Origin of the sequence: Flavobacterium hibernum, assembly GCF_000832125.1 — a bacterium.
Taxonomy (GTDB): Bacteria; Bacteroidota; Bacteroidia; order Flavobacteriales; family Flavobacteriaceae; genus Flavobacterium; species Flavobacterium hibernum.
Genome location: NZ_JPRK01000008.1, coordinates 104,360 through 121,135 on the forward strand (window position 1 = coordinate 104,360; position 16,776 = coordinate 121,135).

Here is a 16,776-nt window from a genome sequence, read left to right on the forward strand (position 1 = left end):
AAAAATTATTAACTACCAATTATACTGCTTTAGGGTCCAATGCAATTGCAGGACTCATAGTGCTTGTAAGGTGAATACCTTTAATATAGGTACCTTTAGCAGCAGTTGGTTTAAGTTTGATTAATGTTTGAATAATTTCGTGTGCATTGTCATAAATTTGCTCAGCTCCAAAAGAAACTTTACCAATTCCTGCATGTACGATACCAGTTTTATCAACTTTAAAGTCGATTTTACCAGCTTTAACCTCTGCAACAGCTTTTGCAACATCCATAGTTACAGTACCTGTTTTAGGGTTCGGCATTAAACCTCTAGGTCCTAAAATACGACCTAATGGACCTAATTTACCCATAACAGCTGGCATAGTGATGATTACATCAACATCTGTCCAACCATCTTTAATTTTTTGTAAATAATCGTCAAGACCTACATAATCAGCTCCAGCTTCTTTAGCTTCCGCTTCTTTATCTGGAGTAACTAATGCTAATACTTTAACGTCTTTACCAGTTCCGTGAGGTAATGTAACTACACCTCTAACCATTTGATTCGCTTTTCTTGGATCTACACCCAAACGAACTGCGATATCAACAGACTCATCAAATTTTGCAGAAGCTATAACTTTAATTAATGCAGCAGCATCTTTTAAAGAGTATAGTTTGTTCTTTTCAATTTTTGAAGCAGCCTCTTTTTGCTTTTTTGTTAATTTTGCCATTTCTTTCTCTTAATTAAAAAGGAGCATCTCCTGATACAGTTATACCCATAGATCTAGCAGTTCCAGCGATCATGCTCATTGCAGATTCGATTGTGAATGCATTTAAATCTACCATTTTATCTTCAGCAATTGCTTTGATAACGTCCCAAGTAACACTAGCTACTTTTTTACGATTTGGTTCACCTGATCCAGACTTTAGCTTTGCAGCTTCCAATAATTGGACAGCAGCTGGAGGAGTTTTTACAACAAAATCAAATGATTTGTCTTTATACACAGTAATTTGTACTGGGCATATTTTGCCAGGTTTATCTTGTGTTCTAGCATTGAACTGCTTACAGAACTCCATGATATTAACCCCAGCAGCTCCTAAAGCAGGTCCAACCGGTGGCGACGGATTCGCAGCACCTCCCTTAACTTGTAGTTTAACTACCTTACTAATTTCTTTAGCCATTTTTTAAAAAATTTAACACTATAATCATTGGAAGCGATTACAGTGGTTATTATAGATGTAACAAAAATTATACTTTTTCAACTTGCATAAAACTTAATTCTAATGGAGTTTTTCTTCCGAAAATTTTCACCATTACTTCAAGTTTACGCTTTTCTTCATTAATTTTCTCAACTGTTCCGTTGAAGCCGTTAAATGGACCATCGATCACTTTAACAGTTTCTCCTAAGTTGAAAGGAATAGCACGAGTATCTGTATTTACAGCTAATTCATCTACCTTACCCAACATTCTATTTACTTCAGAAAGTCTCAAAGGAACAGGTTCTCCGCCTTTGATCTCACCTAAAAATCCAATTACACTAGTAATAGATTTAATAATATGAGGTATCTCACCAACTAAATTGGCTTCGATCATAACATATCCAGGGAAATAAACTTTATCCTTAGACATTTTCTTTCCTTCTTTTACAGTAACTACTTTTTCCGTAGGTACTAAAACTTGGGAAACATAATCACCCATACCTAATCTGGCAATCTCAGTTTCGATATAAGCTTTGACTTTATTCTCTTGTCCGCTTACAGCTCTAACTACGTACCATTTTTTCACATTATTATCTGCCATCACAAAAAAATTATCCTTTTAACCAGTTAAAAAATCCGGCCAAAGCTTTTGCAAAAAATTCGTCTACTCCCCATGTTGCCAAAGCGAATAAAACCGAAAATACAGCCACAACAATTGTCAATTTTTGAACCTCAGCCCAAGCAGGCCAAGTAACATTTGACTTTAACTCTTCGAAAGCCTCTGATAAATAATTAGTAACTTTTGTCATTTGATATATTTTTTATTGCACGGGCGGAGGGATTCGAACCCCCATCAACGGTTTTGGAGACCGCTATTCTACCCTTGAACTACGCCCGTAATTAAAGCCAGTGATCTCAATTAAGAAAATCAACTGGCTTTTATAATTATTTATAGGATTATCCTACAATTTCAGTTACCTGTCCAGCACCTACAGTTCTACCACCTTCACGGATAGCGAAACGTAAACCAACACTCATTGCGATTGGGCTTAATAAAGCAACATTAATTGTTAAGTTATCTCCTGGCATTACCATCTCTACTCCTTCTGGTAAAGTAATAACTCCTGTTACGTCAGTTGTACGTACGTAGAACTGTGGACGGTAGTTATTATGGAATGGAGTATGACGTCCACCTTCTTCTTTTTTCAAGATATAAACCTCAGCTTTGAAAGTAGCGTGTGGTTTTACTGATCCTGGCTTAATGATAACCATTCCTCTTTTGATAGATTCTTTATCAATACCTCTTAACAATAAACCAACGTTATCTCCAGCTTCACCTCTATCAAGGATTTTACGGAACATCTCAACTCCTGTAATAGTAGAAGTTAATTTATCAGCTCCCATACCAATGATTTCAACTGGATCTCCTGTATTAGCAATACCTGTTTCGATACGACCTGTAGCAACAGTTCCACGACCAGTAATTGTAAACACATCTTCAACCGGCATCAAGAATGGCTTAGCTACGTCACGCACTGGCTCTTCGATCCAAGCATCAACAGCTTCCATTAATTCAATGATTTTTGGTACCCAAGCAGGATCATTATTCAATCCTCCTAAAGCAGAACCTTGAACTACAGGACCATTATCTCCATCATATTCGTAGAAAGATAATAAATCTCTAATTTCCATTTCAACAAGCTCTAACAACTCAGCATCATCAACCATATCCACTTTGTTCATGAAAACAACGATTCTTGGAATACCAACTTGACGACCTAAAAGGATATGCTCACGAGTTTGTGGCATTGGACCATCTGTTGCAGCAACTACTAAGATAGCTCCATCCATTTGAGCCGCTCCAGTAACCATGTTCTTTACGTAATCCGCGTGACCTGGACAGTCAACGTGAGCGTAGTGACGGTTAGCTGTTTCATACTCTACGTGAGATGTATTAATAGTAATACCTCTTTCTTTCTCCTCTGGAGCGTTATCGATTTGATCAAACGATTTTGCTTGACAGTAACCAGCATCAGACAATACTTTTGTAATTGCTGCAGTTAATGTAGTTTTTCCGTGATCCACGTGTCCAATTGTACCTATGTTTAAGTGCGGTTTGGAACGATTAAAATTCTCCTTTGCCATTTTACTTAATTTTTAATCTTAGTTATATATTAATTTCAATTTCCTACTTACTTGAGCCAATGTCGGGAATTGAACCCGAGACCTCTTCCTTACCAAGGAAGCACTCTACCCCTGAGCTACACCGGCAGAGTTCTAATTTTAGGTTTTTGATTTTAGATTTCGGATTTTTAAAAATCTAAAAACTAAAAACTTACCTTCTTATTTTGTGGGGAGAGCAGGATTCGAACCTGCGAAGTTCACACAGCAGATTTACAGTCTGCCCTCGTTGGCCGCTTGAGTATCTCCCCGTTTTTTTATCAATAATTACATGAACGAATTTCAAATCGCATTTGAAACATTTTGAGCCGGCGGAGGGACTCGAACCCACGACCTGCTGATTACAAATCAGCTGCTCTAGCCAACTGAGCTACGCTGGCAATATCAATAAAAAAGTCCGCTATTTCTAACGGACTGCAAATGTAGGTATTTTATCTTTTAATCAAAACATTTTTTTAAAAAAATTTTCAATTATATGTGTGTTCTTATTTTTTCTTTCCTTTTTACCAATAAACGTTCTAAAGATTCTGCAGAAAGCTCTATTGCCTCCTCAAAAGTCTTACATTGCTTTTTAACCAAAAAATCATCTCCAGGAACATTAATCTTTATCTCTACTGCCTTATTCTCTTTATCACTTGTTCTTTCAACTTTTAAAAAAACATCGGCCGAAACAACTCGATCATAATATTTTTCTAGCTTATCCATTCTTTCCTGAATAAAATCTACCAATTTTCTGTCAACAGTGAAGTTAACTGCATGAACATCTACCTTCATAATACTAATTTTAGGGTTAAACATTTCAGAACCGTTATTTGTTCCGAGGATGCGCATCTGCATATACTTTTTTAAGCTCTGCTAAGCTATTATGAGTATAAACCTGCGTAGACACTAAACTCGAATGCCCTAACAACTCTTTAACTGAATTTAAATCCGCTCCGTTATTTAGCAAGTGAGTCGCAAAAGTATGCCGAAGCACATGCGGACTTTTTTTTACCTTTTCAGAGACTTTACTAAAGTAAGAATTTATTAATCGATACACAAAAGATTCACTCAATTTTAACCCTTTTCTGGAAATAAAAAAATATTCCTCATCAACAATAACATCAACAGAAGCACGCTCCTTTAAATACACATTAAACTGCTCAACAATTATTGGCAAAACAGGAATAATACGCTCTTTATTTCGCTTCCCTAAAACCTTAACTGCATTTGAAGACAAATCAACATTACTCTTCATTAAATTTATCAATTCCGCCCGACGCATTCCCGTAGTATAAAACAAATCTATAATCAATTTGTCACGAACTCCTTCAAACCCATCCAGGTCACCAAACTGCCCCATCAAATCCACCAACTCTTTTTCAGAAAAAGGAACCTGAACAATTTTAGGCGTTTTTAACGCCTTATGTTTCAGCATCGGACTCACCTGTATTTGTTTTGTTTTTAAAAGAAATCTATAAAAAGCTTTCAAAGAAGACATTTTTCGATTTATGGATACATTAGAAATACCATCATCAACAAGCGAAACAATCCAACTCCTGATTTGACTATAATTCACCTGCTCAATACTACCCTGCTCAAAACAAACCTTGTTAAACATTTCAAAAAACAAGATATCATTCAAATAAGCATTGACCGTATGTGAGGAATATTTTTTCTCCAACTGAAGATAATCACGAAATGCATCTTTATTATTTAATTTCATAAGAATATACACTTTATCATTTCACACAAATCCACATTCCATCACTAAACAAATATTAGTTATCTCAAAATTAAACATAAAAAAACCGTTAGCATCAAAATTTTGACAACTAACGGTAATTATTTCTGAAAAGCTAATACTAACTCTCTAAACCATCTCTCATGTTTTGGATGTAAGCAGCTTTTTGAATTTGTGCTCTTTTGATAACAGAAGGCTTAATAAAAGCAGTACGTGCTCTTAATTGACGAACAGTTCCTGTTTTATCAAATTTTCTTTTGTAGCGCTTTAATGCTCTATCTATATTTTCTCCGTCTTTAATTGGTATAATTAACATAATATTGACACCTCCTCTCGTTAAGGCTGCAAAAGTATATATTAATTATTAATTATGAGTTATGAATTCTTGTTTTTTTTTAGAAAAAAAGAAAAAAGAGAAAAGATTTCAACTAAATCATTACCCTTTACTCTTTATTACTCTTTACTCTTTCAACAAATTCCTTGAGATAACTAATTTTTGAATTTCAGTTGTTCCCTCTCCTATTGTACATAATTTAGAATCACGATAGAATTTCTCTACGGGATAATCTTTCGTGTAACCATAACCACCATGAATTTGAACAGCTTCGTTGGCTATTTTGACACAGGCTTCTGAAGCATACATTTTTGCCATTGCACCAAGTGTTGTAACTGGCTTGTGCTGTTGTTTTAAAAATGCAGCCTTATGCAACAATAACTCTGAAGCTTCAATTTCTGTAGCCATATCAGCCAATTTAAATGAAATACCTTGAAAACTACTAATAGGTTGTCCAAATTGATGTCTTTCTTTCGAATATTTTAAAGCAGCCTCGTAAGCACCCTTTGCAATACCTAATGACAGTGCACCAATTGAAATTCGTCCTCCGTCTAATACTTTCATTGCCTGAATAAATCCCTGCCCCACTTCACCTAATCTATTTGCATCTGGCACTCGACAATTATCAAAAACAAGCTCTGCTGTTTCGCTGGCACGCATTCCTAATTTATTTTCTTTTTTACCCGAAGTAAATCCAGGCATTCCTTTTTCAAAAACAAAAGAAGTCATTCCTTTCGAATCACCTTTTTCTCCAGTTCGCACAATAACAACTGCAACGTCTCCAGAGATCGCATGTGTAATAAAGTTTTTCGCTCCATTTACAATCCAATGATCTCCATCTTTTACTGCTGTAGTATTCATACCTCCCGCATCTGAACCAGTATTATGTTCCGTTAATCCCCATGCACCAATATACTCTGCAGTTGCTAATTTTGGCAACCACTTTTTCTTTTGCTCCTCGTTCCCAAAAGTCAAAATATGATTTGTACATAATGAGTTATGTGCGGCTACCGACAAACCGATTGAAGGATCAACTTTTGAAATTTCCTCTACCACGGTAATATATTCATGATATCCTAATCCTGATCCTCCATATTCTTCAGGAACCAGAACCCCCATAAATCCCATTTCACCTAATTTTTTAAATAAGGGAATTGGAAAAATTTGAGCTTCATCCCAATCCATTATATAGGGCTTAATATTTTTCTCGGCAAAATCTTTTATAGATTGAGCAATCATAGACTGCGTTTCGTTATAATCAAAATTCATTGTGTGATGCTTTTTTAGAACTCCAAATATAAACTAATTATTTTTGCTTTATCAACAGGAAAATCTTTAATTTTTGCTAAATCCTCAATATTATCAAAATTTCCATTCATACTTCGAGCAGTTACAATTTGTTTCGCCAATGCATATTTGAAATAAGGAAACTGAGATAATTCTTTTAAAGAAGCATCATTTATTTTAATTCTTTTAAAGTTTGGAGGTAGCAAAACTTTAAAATGCTTATTTAATTGTAACAAAACTTCTGGAGAAAGCCCCCAAATATCGTTCATTTGTTCCATCGAAACAAAACAACCAAAGATTTCTTTTTGTTTTAAAATTCGCGAAGACAATGCTTCTCCTATGCCATATAATTTAATCAAATCTTCTTGATTAGCTTGATTTATATCTGAGAGTATTATTTTTTCCTTCTTCTCGTAATCTTTCTTAGTATATTCTTTTTTCTCTCTATTATATACACTTTTATTCTGAATCCAATCGGGAAACTTGAACAAAGGTGATATCGCTGATAATAATGAATCTGATATTTTGGTCACTCCCTGAAATTCTTCCGCAGAACTAACATACTTATTCTCTTTTCGAAAAGATAATAAACGATCTATTTCTTGAGTAGACATTCCTAATTTATACCCTTTATAATCTGAAATAAAATTAGGATTAAAAGTATAGACTTTTGGTTTTTCATTAAATCTAGATGATTTCATAGAATCTATCTCTGATTGCAAAGCCATCCATTGTTGTTTTTCAGGATACTCTTTTTCAGCAAAACTAAAATCAGCAAAAAAATAAACTCCTTGTAAAATAATGATAATTACAAACAATAGAAAAACCCCTGTACGTTGTTGATTGGTAAATTTAAAATAAGCCGATACTACTTTAAGATTCATTGATAAATATTTTTTTGCATCTATTACATTAAAACAAAAGTAGCTGAAAAAACAAATAAATTATTAAGAAAATTACTAAAAATTATTACATTTACAAAATTATCATTCTGACATTAAATAAGAAATAATTTAATAAATAAATGATGCTTGACTAGGTTTATCGGCAGTTTTATTAGAATTTTAAATATTTTATAACTTAAAAGAAGATAATTGTTTTTATTTTTTACAAAAAACGATACATTTGGAGCTTAATAACAATAAACCAATAAAATTATATGTCAATTTGGAAAACTAAACCACTTTCGGTATTGCTTGACGAAGCATCCGAATCTGAAAAAGGCTTAAAAAGAACATTATCTTCACGGTCGCTTGTTGCGCTTGGAGTTGGTGCCATTATTGGAGCCGGATTATTCTCGCTAACAGGAATTGCAGCAGCAGAACATGCTGGACCAGCAGTAACTCTTTCTTTTATTTTAGCAGCTGTTGGATGTGCTTTTGCAGGACTTTGTTATGCAGAATTTGCCTCTATGATTCCAGTTGCAGGTAGTGCTTATACCTATTCGTATGCTACTATGGGAGAATTCATGGCTTGGATTATCGGTTGGGATTTAGTTCTAGAATATGCTTTGGGTGCAGCCACAGTTGGCGTGAGTTGGTCCCGTTATTTACTTGAATTATTAAATAAATACGGAATACATCTCCCGCACGAGTTTATATGCTCTCCTTGGGAAACTTTAAAATTAAGTGATGGTACCGTAATTGAAGGCGGAATAGTAAATCTACCTGCAATCTTTATTGTTTCGATGTTATCTCTATTATTAATTAGAGGAACAAAAGAATCTGCGTCATTAAATAACTTTTTAGTAGTTGTAAAAGTTGCTGTTGTAATTGTTTTCATTGTTTTAGGATGGAAATTTATCGACACATCAAACTACACTCCATACATTCCAGCAAACACAGGTGTTTTTGGTGAATTTGGATGGTCAGGAATCGCTGCTGGAGCTGGAACTGTGTTTTTTGCTTTTATTGGTTTTGACGCTGTATCGACAGCTGCTCAAGAAGCTAAAAATCCACAAAAAGGAATGCCGATTGGTATCTTAGGATCATTAATAATTTGTACTTTATTATATGTGTTTTTTGCTCACGTTATGACTGGTCTTGTTAATTATAAAGAGTTTGCAGGAGATGCAAAACCAGCTGCAACTGCATTTGCAAAAACGGGTTACGATTTTCTACAAACAGGTTTAATCGTTGCTATATTAGCTGGTTATACTTCTGTAATGTTAGTAATGCTTATGGGACAAAGTCGTGTATTTTACACTATGAGTAAAGATGGTTTATTACCTCCATTCTTCAGTTCAATACACTCTAAATTCCGTACTCCTTGGAAAACAAACCTTTTCTTCTTAGTATTTGTAAGTTTATTTGCTGGTCTTGTTCCAGTAAGTGATCTAGGTCATATGGTAAGTATTGGAACTTTATTAGCGTTTGTACTGGTATGTATTGGCGTAATGGTAATGCGTAAAAAAATGCCGAACGCTCCAAGATCATTTAGAACTCCTTTGGTTCCTTTTGTACCAATTGCAGGTATCATAATCTGTCTAGCTTTAATGTATTCATTACCTAACGAAAGCTGGTTAAGACTTGTTGTTTGGATGGCACTAGGAGTTGTAATTTACTTTGTATATGGTAAGAAAAACAGCAAACTAAACAATCCACAAGAATAGATAGTTTCAACATAAAATAAAAAAAGGGCTTTAAAAGTAATTATTTACTTTAAAGCCCTTTTTTTATGCTTAAAACTTTCTTTTATAAATCAAAAACCGAAGTTCGTTTCGCACGAATTAAATCCTTTAATCGAATCCAGAAAGCTAACGTAAGATAAACACCAAAACCTAAGCCGGCTGTTACGAATGAAATATAAATAAAAAACAGCCTAACACTTGTTACACGCATACCCAATTTGTCTGCTAATCTTGAAGAAACATGAAATCCGTATTTCTCGAAAAAGAACTTTAGTTTTAAAATAGCTGACATGTTTTTTATTTTTAAGTTTTATCCTTCGGCTAAGCTCGGGACTGCAAAAGTACAAAATTATCTCATCGACACATTTTCTAATTATCTAATTATTCTTCAATAGCTCCATTCCTATTGCACATTTAAGACATGCTTTTTGATTGCAATATTCATTTTTTAATTCTAGCAATGTTTGAGTTTCAAATGCACTATTTGAAGCTATTCCAAACGATTCAAATTTACTTATGATGGCATTTTTCTCTGGAGCCACTTCATTCAGAAAAGCAATTAGCTCTTCAGAAATCGATTCTCCCATTACACTCGAATAAGCAAACTGAAGTGGAATTATCGTATTTATAATTAATAAATCTATGAATGATTTAGATAATAACTTTACTTTTTTCGGGCTTTCTTTATCAAACTGATAATGATTTTGCCAATACAAACCTGTACAAATATTTAACAACTGATAAACTTCTTTAACTGATTTTAAAGTGATTATTTTTGAAAAAAGATTCTGATGTTTGTGATATAAATTAGCCAATTGAGAAAGACGAATTGTTGGAAAATTATCCGGACGATGTTTAAAAAACTGGACTGGATCTGCATAACTTCTATTCAATTGATATTTATTCAAAAGATAATAACATCTGATTTTAAGGTCAGTAAAATAAACATCTTCTTTCTCAGAATCCAGCAAACCTGAAAAACCAAAAAGCAATGCCTCAAGATTTTCAACTTCAAAACTTTCTTTTCTAACAATTGAAAACGGAATAGATTTCGCAATCTGAAAAAAGATATTTCCGTTTGTATTCAAACCAAAATTCTTTGATAATAAACAAAATAAAACGGCTTCCCAATCTTGATTTGTCTCTTCGAGCAGATCGTATATAATTTTTGATTTTCGCTCTAAACGATCGAAAAACAATCGTTCTTGCCAATTTTTAAATGTAAACTCATCTATTTCGCTTATATTTTTCTCACAAAATATCCAGGATTTTGGAGTAATTAAGGAATTATAACTAGAGATTATGTCTTTGGAAACATAGTCTTTTAAAACTAGAACAGGAATTTCTGAATTATTCTTGCCAAATATTTCGGTATCATGCTCCCAGACTACATGCAAAATGACATTATCATAAGCCGGGTCTTTCTCATGCCCATGAACATACCAATCTGAAGATTTTATGTGAATTTCGATATTTCCTGCCCATTTCTGATTTCCAATCTTAATTTGAGCATTAAAAAAATCAGGGCCAGAGAGTTCTAAATAATCACCTGTTTTCACAATTGTAATTATTTCATTTTGAGTAGTTCTTAAATTTAGAGCATCAAATTTTTTGAATCTCCAGAGATAATGAAGAAAGTCTTCTTTCATATTTAGGCTTATACAAGGATTTATAAAAGTCTAAATTAATTAAAATAATATTAATCTTACAAATAACTAAATGTTTTTTACTTTAGTAAATACAATTTCGCGCACGCTCGAGCATCAGATAATGCCTCGTGATGATTTAATTGGATTTTCATTTCACGACAACAATCACTTAGTTTGGTAGGTTTTAAACCTTTTGCTTTATAAATTTTAACGGTACACTCCCAACGTTCAGCAATATTTAAATCTTCGTACTGTAGGCCATAAAGTGCCATTGATTTAGCTAGAACATTACGATCAAAGCTTTCATTATGCGCAACCACAACTCTATTTTTTATTCTTTTTTCAATTTCGGGATACACTTGCAAAAATGATTTTGCGTTAACCGTATCTCGTGGATAAATTCCGTGAACCTGGATCGTAAACGGATTATACACGTTATTTGGCGGTTTAATCAATGTAACAAACTCATCTACAATTATTCCGTTTTCAACAGTAACAATCCCAACAGAGCACGGATGATATCCTGTTGCAGTTTCAAAATCTATAGCCGTAAAGTTCATTTTTAAAATTTAGTTAAGCGAAAAATCCATAAATCTAATCTTGCAAACTAGATTTATGGATTTATAATATTACAAAAAACTGTCTTATTTTATTGATCCAATAATATCATATTTTGTAATAATATGATGATTTCCATTTTCTAAATCAACCAAAACAGCGTCATTTTCTTTCGTAAATAGTTTAGAAACTTCTTCAATAGGCGTTCCTAGTTTCACTATAGGAAAAGGTTTCCCCATTACTTCTTTAATTGGTTTTTCGGCTACGTTTTTATCAGCAACATAACTTCTAAACAAATCTGTTTCATCAACAGAACCAACAAATCCGTTAATATCTACTACCGGAATTTGCGATATTTTATATTTACGCATACGCTCGATTGCGTGCGAAACTAGCTCTTCGGTACGAACTACGATCAATTGTTTGTCGAGATGGTCTTTAATAACGTCTTCTGCTTTTGTAACGTTTTCTTCTAAGAATCCGCGTTCACGCATCCAATCGTCGTTAAACATTTTACCAACATAACGGCTTCCTGAATCGTGAAAAAGAACTACAACTACATCTTCTGGTTTAAAATGTTCTTTTAACTGCAACAATCCTTTTATACAAGCTCCTGCTGAATTTCCAACAAAAATAGCTTCTTCAAGTGCAATTTTTCTGGTATAAACTGCTGCATCTTTATCGGTTACTTTTGTAAATCCGTCTATTAAAGAAAAGTCAACATTTTTAGGCAAAATATCTTCTCCAATTCCTTCTGTAATGTAAGAGTAAATTTCGTTCTCATCAAAAATTCCAGTTTCATGATATTTTTTAAAAACGGAACCATACGTATCAATTCCCCAAATTTTAATATTTGGATTTTTCTCTTTTAAATATTTTCCAACTCCGGAGATTGTTCCACCTGTTCCTACTCCTACAACAAAGTGAGTGATTTTTCCGTCAGTTTGTTTCCAAATTTCTGGTCCTGTTTGCTCATAATGTGCCAAAGAGTTTGACATGTTATCATATTGATTTACATACCAAGAATTTGGTGTTTCACTCGCCAAACGTTTTGAAACTGAATAATAAGAACGTGGATCTGTAGGTTCTACATCTGTAGGACAAACTACTACTTTGGCTCCAACGGCACGCAAAATATCCATTTTTTCTTTAGATTGTTTATCTGATATTACACAAATTAACTTATATCCTTTAATGATTGCAACAAGTGCTAATCCCATTCCGGTATTTCCAGATGTTCCTTCAATGATTGTTCCTCCTGGTTTTAATCGACCATCGGCCTCTGCATCTTCAATCATTTTTACGGCCATTCTGTCTTTTACTGAATTTCCAGGATTAAAAGTTTCGACTTTTGCCAATACTAGCGCATCAATTTCAGCAACAATTTTGTTGAGTTTTACCAATGGTGTATTACCAATTGTTTCTAAAATGTTATTTGAAAAGTCCATTTTTATTTTAATTTAAATATTTGGTTTTTAATATAAAGAGAGTCCTAATTTATTGGAAGAAATTCCAAACTAAACCAAATCGGATAACAAAATCACGATATGGATTATTAGGCGCTGAGTAATAATCGCTTTTTGAAAAAAGTGCGTTTATATGTTCTGCTTTTAGATAAAATCTTGTCTGTCTAATTCTGGCATTAAGGAAAAGATCGAATAATGGATAACCTCCAATTTCTTTTTTGTTTTGCACAAAGAATTCTCCAATAACCGGGTTATAATCGTTTGCGTAATACTTTGTAAAATAGTTAAAAACTACACCGGTTTGCAAATACAATGCTTTATCAAAAAATTGACTTGAATAATAAAATGTATTTCTGGTAACAAAATGAGGCACATTTAAAATTTGATCTGATTGACCTACTTTTTGATACAATAAAGTATTATCTAATGCAAAATGACCAAACTTAAATTCGCGACTTGCTTTTATTTCTAAATAGTTGATTGCATTTCCATATTGTGCAGGATTAACAATTTGTGTATTTACCGCTGCTTGTGCCGGTTTAGAAACATCTTCAAAATACAAATGATCTTTTAAAACTGTGTATTGAACCTCAGCATTTAACCACGGAGTTAAAACACTAGCGCTTAGAGAATTAATTTTCTCGTTTTTGAAATTTTTCGACCAATTATATTCTACATAACTACTTTGATATAAGTTGTAATTATTGTTTGGCAATTTATTTATGTTACGATATCTAAAATCAAACTGAATTTTATCATTATAATCATATCGCAGTTTTGCATCTAAATTAGAAAGCGACTGATTTGTAATTGATCTTGAATATAAAAATCGACCATTCCATTTATTTTTTTGATATTCGTATTGACCTCCAAAATTATTAATTTGAAGGAATAGATTATTTGGAACTACATCACCAGAAGGATAAACAATAACTCTTCCGTATTCATAATTTGATCTAAAATCGTCTACAAAAAAATTAAATTTTCCTAAAAGAGTGTTTTCATACGCTACTCCTACCTTATTATAAAGTCTTTCGTATTTTGTTTGATCATTTATACCACTTGTTAGATATGACTCTCCAAATCGCATTACAGGTGATGTACCCACGGTTGATAACACTGTAGCTTGATTGTATTCGAAAAACTTATTCTCGTAATTAAATTGATGTGTTACATACAAATTATTATTTCCTTCTTTAGAATTGATTCTGAAAGCGTGATCAAAAAATAAACGTCTTCCTTTTAAAAATGATTTTGCATCCGTAAGATATACTTGCAATCGCTGACGATTTTTAAAATCCTTGTTGTCACTCTCAAAATCTGCGGGTGTTGTAATTCCGCCATTCTCTTCATTCGAGATATCCTGAAAAGCATAATGAGCATTTATCGAATATCTTCTATCTGTTGTAAAATAACTGGTCGTAAATCTAAAGTTTCCTGCACTAACCAATTGATTTATATAGTCTCCCTCTGAACGCAAACCTTTATATGCAATAGAAAAGTTAAGGTTCTTTGAGGTATTTAAGGTTATAAAAGAATCTACGTTTTGTCCTTTATTTATTGTTGTATTAAAGAATAATTCTGTTAACGGTGTTGGTACTGAATAGTATCTGATTTGATCAGCTTCCATGTAATTAAAATGCTTACCACTAAAACCAATTTCAGGATAAGGAGAAAAATTAGTTAAACTATATTGTAAGGTATTATAGGTTTGTCCAATATTTGAAAAAGGCAGAAGTCCAAACTCATCCTTTCTAAGATGGTTTTGTTTGTAGGCACTTTTTATGGTTAATGAAGTATCAACATGTATACTATCATGCTCTAATGTAATAATTTGATATTGCTCTATTTTTGCGACTAATGATTTTTTCTTTTTTACGGTATCAGTTATGCTAGAATATTTTGTATTCATATCTAAACTATTCTTAGGAGCTTTTTTTTCTTGAGAAAACAATAAAGTTGGTACAACTAATAGATATAGAAAAACGAATATTCTCATTTGATGGCTTTATATGTAATTATTTTGACAAAATTTATCAGGCAAAGGTAAAAGATAAAAACGTATAAAAAAACAAATCATTGTTATTGAAGTCTTTTTCAAATCATAATATTTTAAGGAAAAAACCCCCAATCAAAAAAGTGATTGAGGGTTTTAAAAAAAATGAAACTTCTTTTCTAATACTTCCAGAAATATTTTATCAAAATCTCCGGTTAGTATTTAATCCAAGCTAAAATATTGTCTATAAAAATGAGCCAATACTTTAAGTGTTCTTACTGTTTTTTAAAAACTATAGTTCGTTTTGAACAATTAATGGATTAGCATTAATCTCTGCTCTAGGAATTAACCATTGCCATCTTTTATCTGTAGCCGGAACATTTATAACTCCGTTTGTAATTGCAGAATCATGATTAGCGCCTGATCTGTCTAAAGCAGAATTTGTTCTCTTTAAATCGTAAAATCTAAATCCTTCACCCCATAATTCAATTCTTCTTTGAAACCAGATTTCATCAACTAAGGCCTGACCTGTTTTTGTAGATAAAACATAAGACGGATTTCTAGTTTTTACCAAATTAAACAATACTGTGCTTGCATCGGCTAATCCTAATTTTGCTTTTGCTTCTGCTTCTATAAGATACATCTCTGCAACGCGCATGTAAGGAATATCACACCTACTGTCACCAGTACTAATTGCTAAATATTTTTGACTTGTATAAGGAAACTTAGCAAAAGTTGAAGGTAAATTCAATGCTGTATGTTTTCCTGTTTTGTCAAACAAAGCTGCACGAATATCAGTTGCAGGGATTAAATTATAAAGTTTACTATTGATTGCTTTTGGACAAGAACGAATAACTGTTGAATTATAGTTTCTTGACATGTAAGCTCCAAAATTACCAAAATAATCAGTTTGAACTTCGTTGATATGGCTACCCCACATCCACTCTACATTATTATAATCATTAAATCCTTTTACATATTCAGTTGTAGCCATCAAACTAATGCCTGTTTTAGCTTTGGCAGCATAATCTGCAGCTATTGCCCAATTTCCTTGAGTTAGTGCTACTCTTGCTTTTAAACCTTGCGCGACTTTTAAACCTAAATGAGAATTGTTTGGTTTTACGTAATCAACTAATAAAACATTTGCCTCATCTAAATCTTTATTAACCTGAGTATACACTTCTTCAACTGTAGAGCGAGGAAAATTATCATTACCTACTGTTAAGATAACTGGCACTCCAAGTTGAGAGTTAACTGTTCCGTTTATATATCTTTTTCCAAACAACTGAACTAATTGATAATGACAGAAAGCTCTATAAAGTAAAGCTTGACCTTTTACTATTTTTTTATCAGCATCAGAACCAATTGCTGCATCTGTAGCATTAATAATAGTATTTGCATTTCTGATGATTCTGTAGTAAGTTCTGTAAGGGAATCTAATATCCTGAGAATTCTCATTTGCTACACCATTCCAGTTATACACTTGTAAAAACCATGAATTAGTAACTGGATAAACGATGTCATCTCCAGCAATGTCAACTTGTTCCATCAAACTTCCTAATCCATTTTCATTTTGATTTGATTCATATCTCACATAAAGTGATCTGTGAATACCATTTAAAAGAGTCATTAAATTTGCGGTCGTTTTTGTCGAAGCCTCATAATCTATAAATTCTGTAGGTTTTTTTTCTAAAAAATCATCCGAACAAGAAGTAAGTATCAACAAGGATATTGCAAAAAATATCTGTTTTATATAATTTGATTTCATAATATTA

Annotated in this window: 17 protein-coding genes and 4 tRNA genes; 1 reads left to right on the forward strand and 20 read right to left on the reverse strand. The window is 32.8% G+C overall.

Annotation, left to right across the window (positions count from 1 at the left end):
• Window positions 1-19: 19 nt before the first annotated feature.
• The 14 genes from rplA to IW18_RS09645 form a co-directional block, all read right to left on the reverse strand.
• A complete protein-coding gene (gene rplA / locus IW18_RS09580) occupies window positions 20-709 on the reverse strand; it encodes a 50S ribosomal protein L1 (protein WP_007807440.1) in 690 nt (229 codons plus the stop codon).
• A gap of 13 nt (window positions 710-722) precedes the next feature.
• Window positions 723-1,160 (reverse strand): 50S ribosomal protein L11, encoded by a 438-nt coding sequence (gene rplK / locus IW18_RS09585; RefSeq protein ID WP_007807442.1) that lies wholly within the window; start codon window positions 1,158-1,160, stop codon window positions 723-725.
• A gap of 67 nt (window positions 1,161-1,227) precedes the next feature.
• Window positions 1,228-1,779: a transcription termination/antitermination protein NusG gene (gene nusG / locus IW18_RS09590; protein WP_029273444.1), complete on the reverse strand. Its 552-nt coding sequence runs from the start codon at window positions 1,777-1,779 to the stop codon at window positions 1,228-1,230.
• Between the two features lie 10 nt (window positions 1,780-1,789).
• Window positions 1,790-1,987, reverse strand: coding sequence for a preprotein translocase subunit SecE (gene secE, locus IW18_RS09595; RefSeq protein WP_041517377.1), 198 nt, complete (start codon window positions 1,985-1,987; stop codon window positions 1,790-1,792).
• Window positions 1,988-2,005: 18 nt separating this feature from the next.
• Window positions 2,006-2,076, reverse strand: a tRNA-Trp gene (locus tag IW18_RS09600).
• Between the two features lie 59 nt (window positions 2,077-2,135).
• Window positions 2,136-3,323, reverse strand: a complete 1,188-nt coding sequence (gene tuf / locus IW18_RS09605; RefSeq protein ID WP_031456758.1) for an elongation factor Tu — start codon at window positions 3,321-3,323, stop codon at window positions 2,136-2,138.
• A 54-nt stretch (window positions 3,324-3,377) separates the two neighbouring features.
• Window positions 3,378-3,449, reverse strand: a tRNA-Thr gene (locus IW18_RS09610).
• An 80-nt stretch (window positions 3,450-3,529) separates the two neighbouring features.
• Window positions 3,530-3,610: transfer RNA gene (locus IW18_RS09615), tRNA-Tyr, on the reverse strand.
• 55 nt (window positions 3,611-3,665) lie between these two features.
• A tRNA-Thr gene (locus tag IW18_RS09620) sits at window positions 3,666-3,739 on the reverse strand.
• 91 nt (window positions 3,740-3,830) lie between these two features.
• Window positions 3,831-4,133 (reverse strand): ribosome hibernation-promoting factor, HPF/YfiA family, encoded by a 303-nt coding sequence (hpf, locus tag IW18_RS09625; RefSeq protein WP_041517713.1) that lies wholly within the window; start codon window positions 4,131-4,133, stop codon window positions 3,831-3,833.
• A gap of 34 nt (window positions 4,134-4,167) precedes the next feature.
• On the reverse strand, window positions 4,168-5,064 hold the full coding sequence (locus IW18_RS09630; RefSeq protein WP_041517378.1) for a tyrosine-type recombinase/integrase: 897 nt from the start codon (window positions 5,062-5,064) through the stop codon (window positions 4,168-4,170).
• A 139-nt stretch (window positions 5,065-5,203) separates the two neighbouring features.
• Entirely contained in the window at window positions 5,204-5,398 is a 195-nt protein-coding gene (gene rpsU / locus IW18_RS09635; protein WP_026985791.1) for a 30S ribosomal protein S21, read from the reverse strand.
• A gap of 144 nt (window positions 5,399-5,542) precedes the next feature.
• Window positions 5,543-6,685 (reverse strand): acyl-CoA dehydrogenase family protein, encoded by a 1,143-nt coding sequence (locus tag IW18_RS09640; RefSeq protein WP_041517379.1) that lies wholly within the window; start codon window positions 6,683-6,685, stop codon window positions 5,543-5,545.
• Window positions 6,686-6,699: 14 nt separating this feature from the next.
• A complete protein-coding gene (locus tag IW18_RS09645) occupies window positions 6,700-7,587 on the reverse strand; it encodes a ComEA family DNA-binding protein (RefSeq protein WP_041517380.1) in 888 nt (295 codons plus the stop codon).
• Window positions 7,588-7,862: 275 nt separating this feature from the next.
• On the opposite strand from IW18_RS09645, the gene IW18_RS09650 reads away from it, so the two are divergent.
• Window positions 7,863-9,314 (forward strand): amino acid permease, encoded by a 1,452-nt coding sequence (locus tag IW18_RS09650; RefSeq protein ID WP_041517381.1) that lies wholly within the window; start codon window positions 7,863-7,865, stop codon window positions 9,312-9,314.
• A gap of 82 nt (window positions 9,315-9,396) precedes the next feature.
• On the opposite strand, the gene IW18_RS09655 is transcribed toward IW18_RS09650, so the two are convergent.
• From IW18_RS09655 to IW18_RS09680, 6 genes are all read right to left on the reverse strand, one after another.
• The gene (locus tag IW18_RS09655) at window positions 9,397-9,624 is read right to left on the reverse strand and encodes a PspC family transcriptional regulator (protein WP_007810860.1); all 228 of its coding nucleotides are present in this window, start codon (window positions 9,622-9,624) and stop codon (window positions 9,397-9,399) included.
• Window positions 9,625-9,709: 85 nt separating this feature from the next.
• The gene (locus tag IW18_RS09660) at window positions 9,710-10,981 is read right to left on the reverse strand and encodes a DUF2851 family protein (RefSeq protein WP_041517382.1); all 1,272 of its coding nucleotides are present in this window, start codon (window positions 10,979-10,981) and stop codon (window positions 9,710-9,712) included.
• A gap of 77 nt (window positions 10,982-11,058) precedes the next feature.
• Window positions 11,059-11,541, reverse strand: coding sequence for a 3'-5' exonuclease (locus IW18_RS09665; RefSeq protein WP_041517383.1), 483 nt, complete (start codon window positions 11,539-11,541; stop codon window positions 11,059-11,061).
• An 84-nt stretch (window positions 11,542-11,625) separates the two neighbouring features.
• Window positions 11,626-12,987 (reverse strand): pyridoxal-phosphate dependent enzyme, encoded by a 1,362-nt coding sequence (locus tag IW18_RS09670; protein ID WP_041517384.1) that lies wholly within the window; start codon window positions 12,985-12,987, stop codon window positions 11,626-11,628.
• Window positions 12,988-13,036: 49 nt separating this feature from the next.
• Window positions 13,037-15,004, reverse strand: a complete 1,968-nt coding sequence (locus tag IW18_RS09675; RefSeq protein WP_041517385.1) for a putative porin — start codon at window positions 15,002-15,004, stop codon at window positions 13,037-13,039.
• 289 nt (window positions 15,005-15,293) lie between these two features.
• Window positions 15,294-16,769 (reverse strand): RagB/SusD family nutrient uptake outer membrane protein, encoded by a 1,476-nt coding sequence (locus IW18_RS09680; RefSeq protein WP_052480126.1) that lies wholly within the window; start codon window positions 16,767-16,769, stop codon window positions 15,294-15,296.
• Window positions 16,770-16,776: the final 7 nt, after the last annotated feature.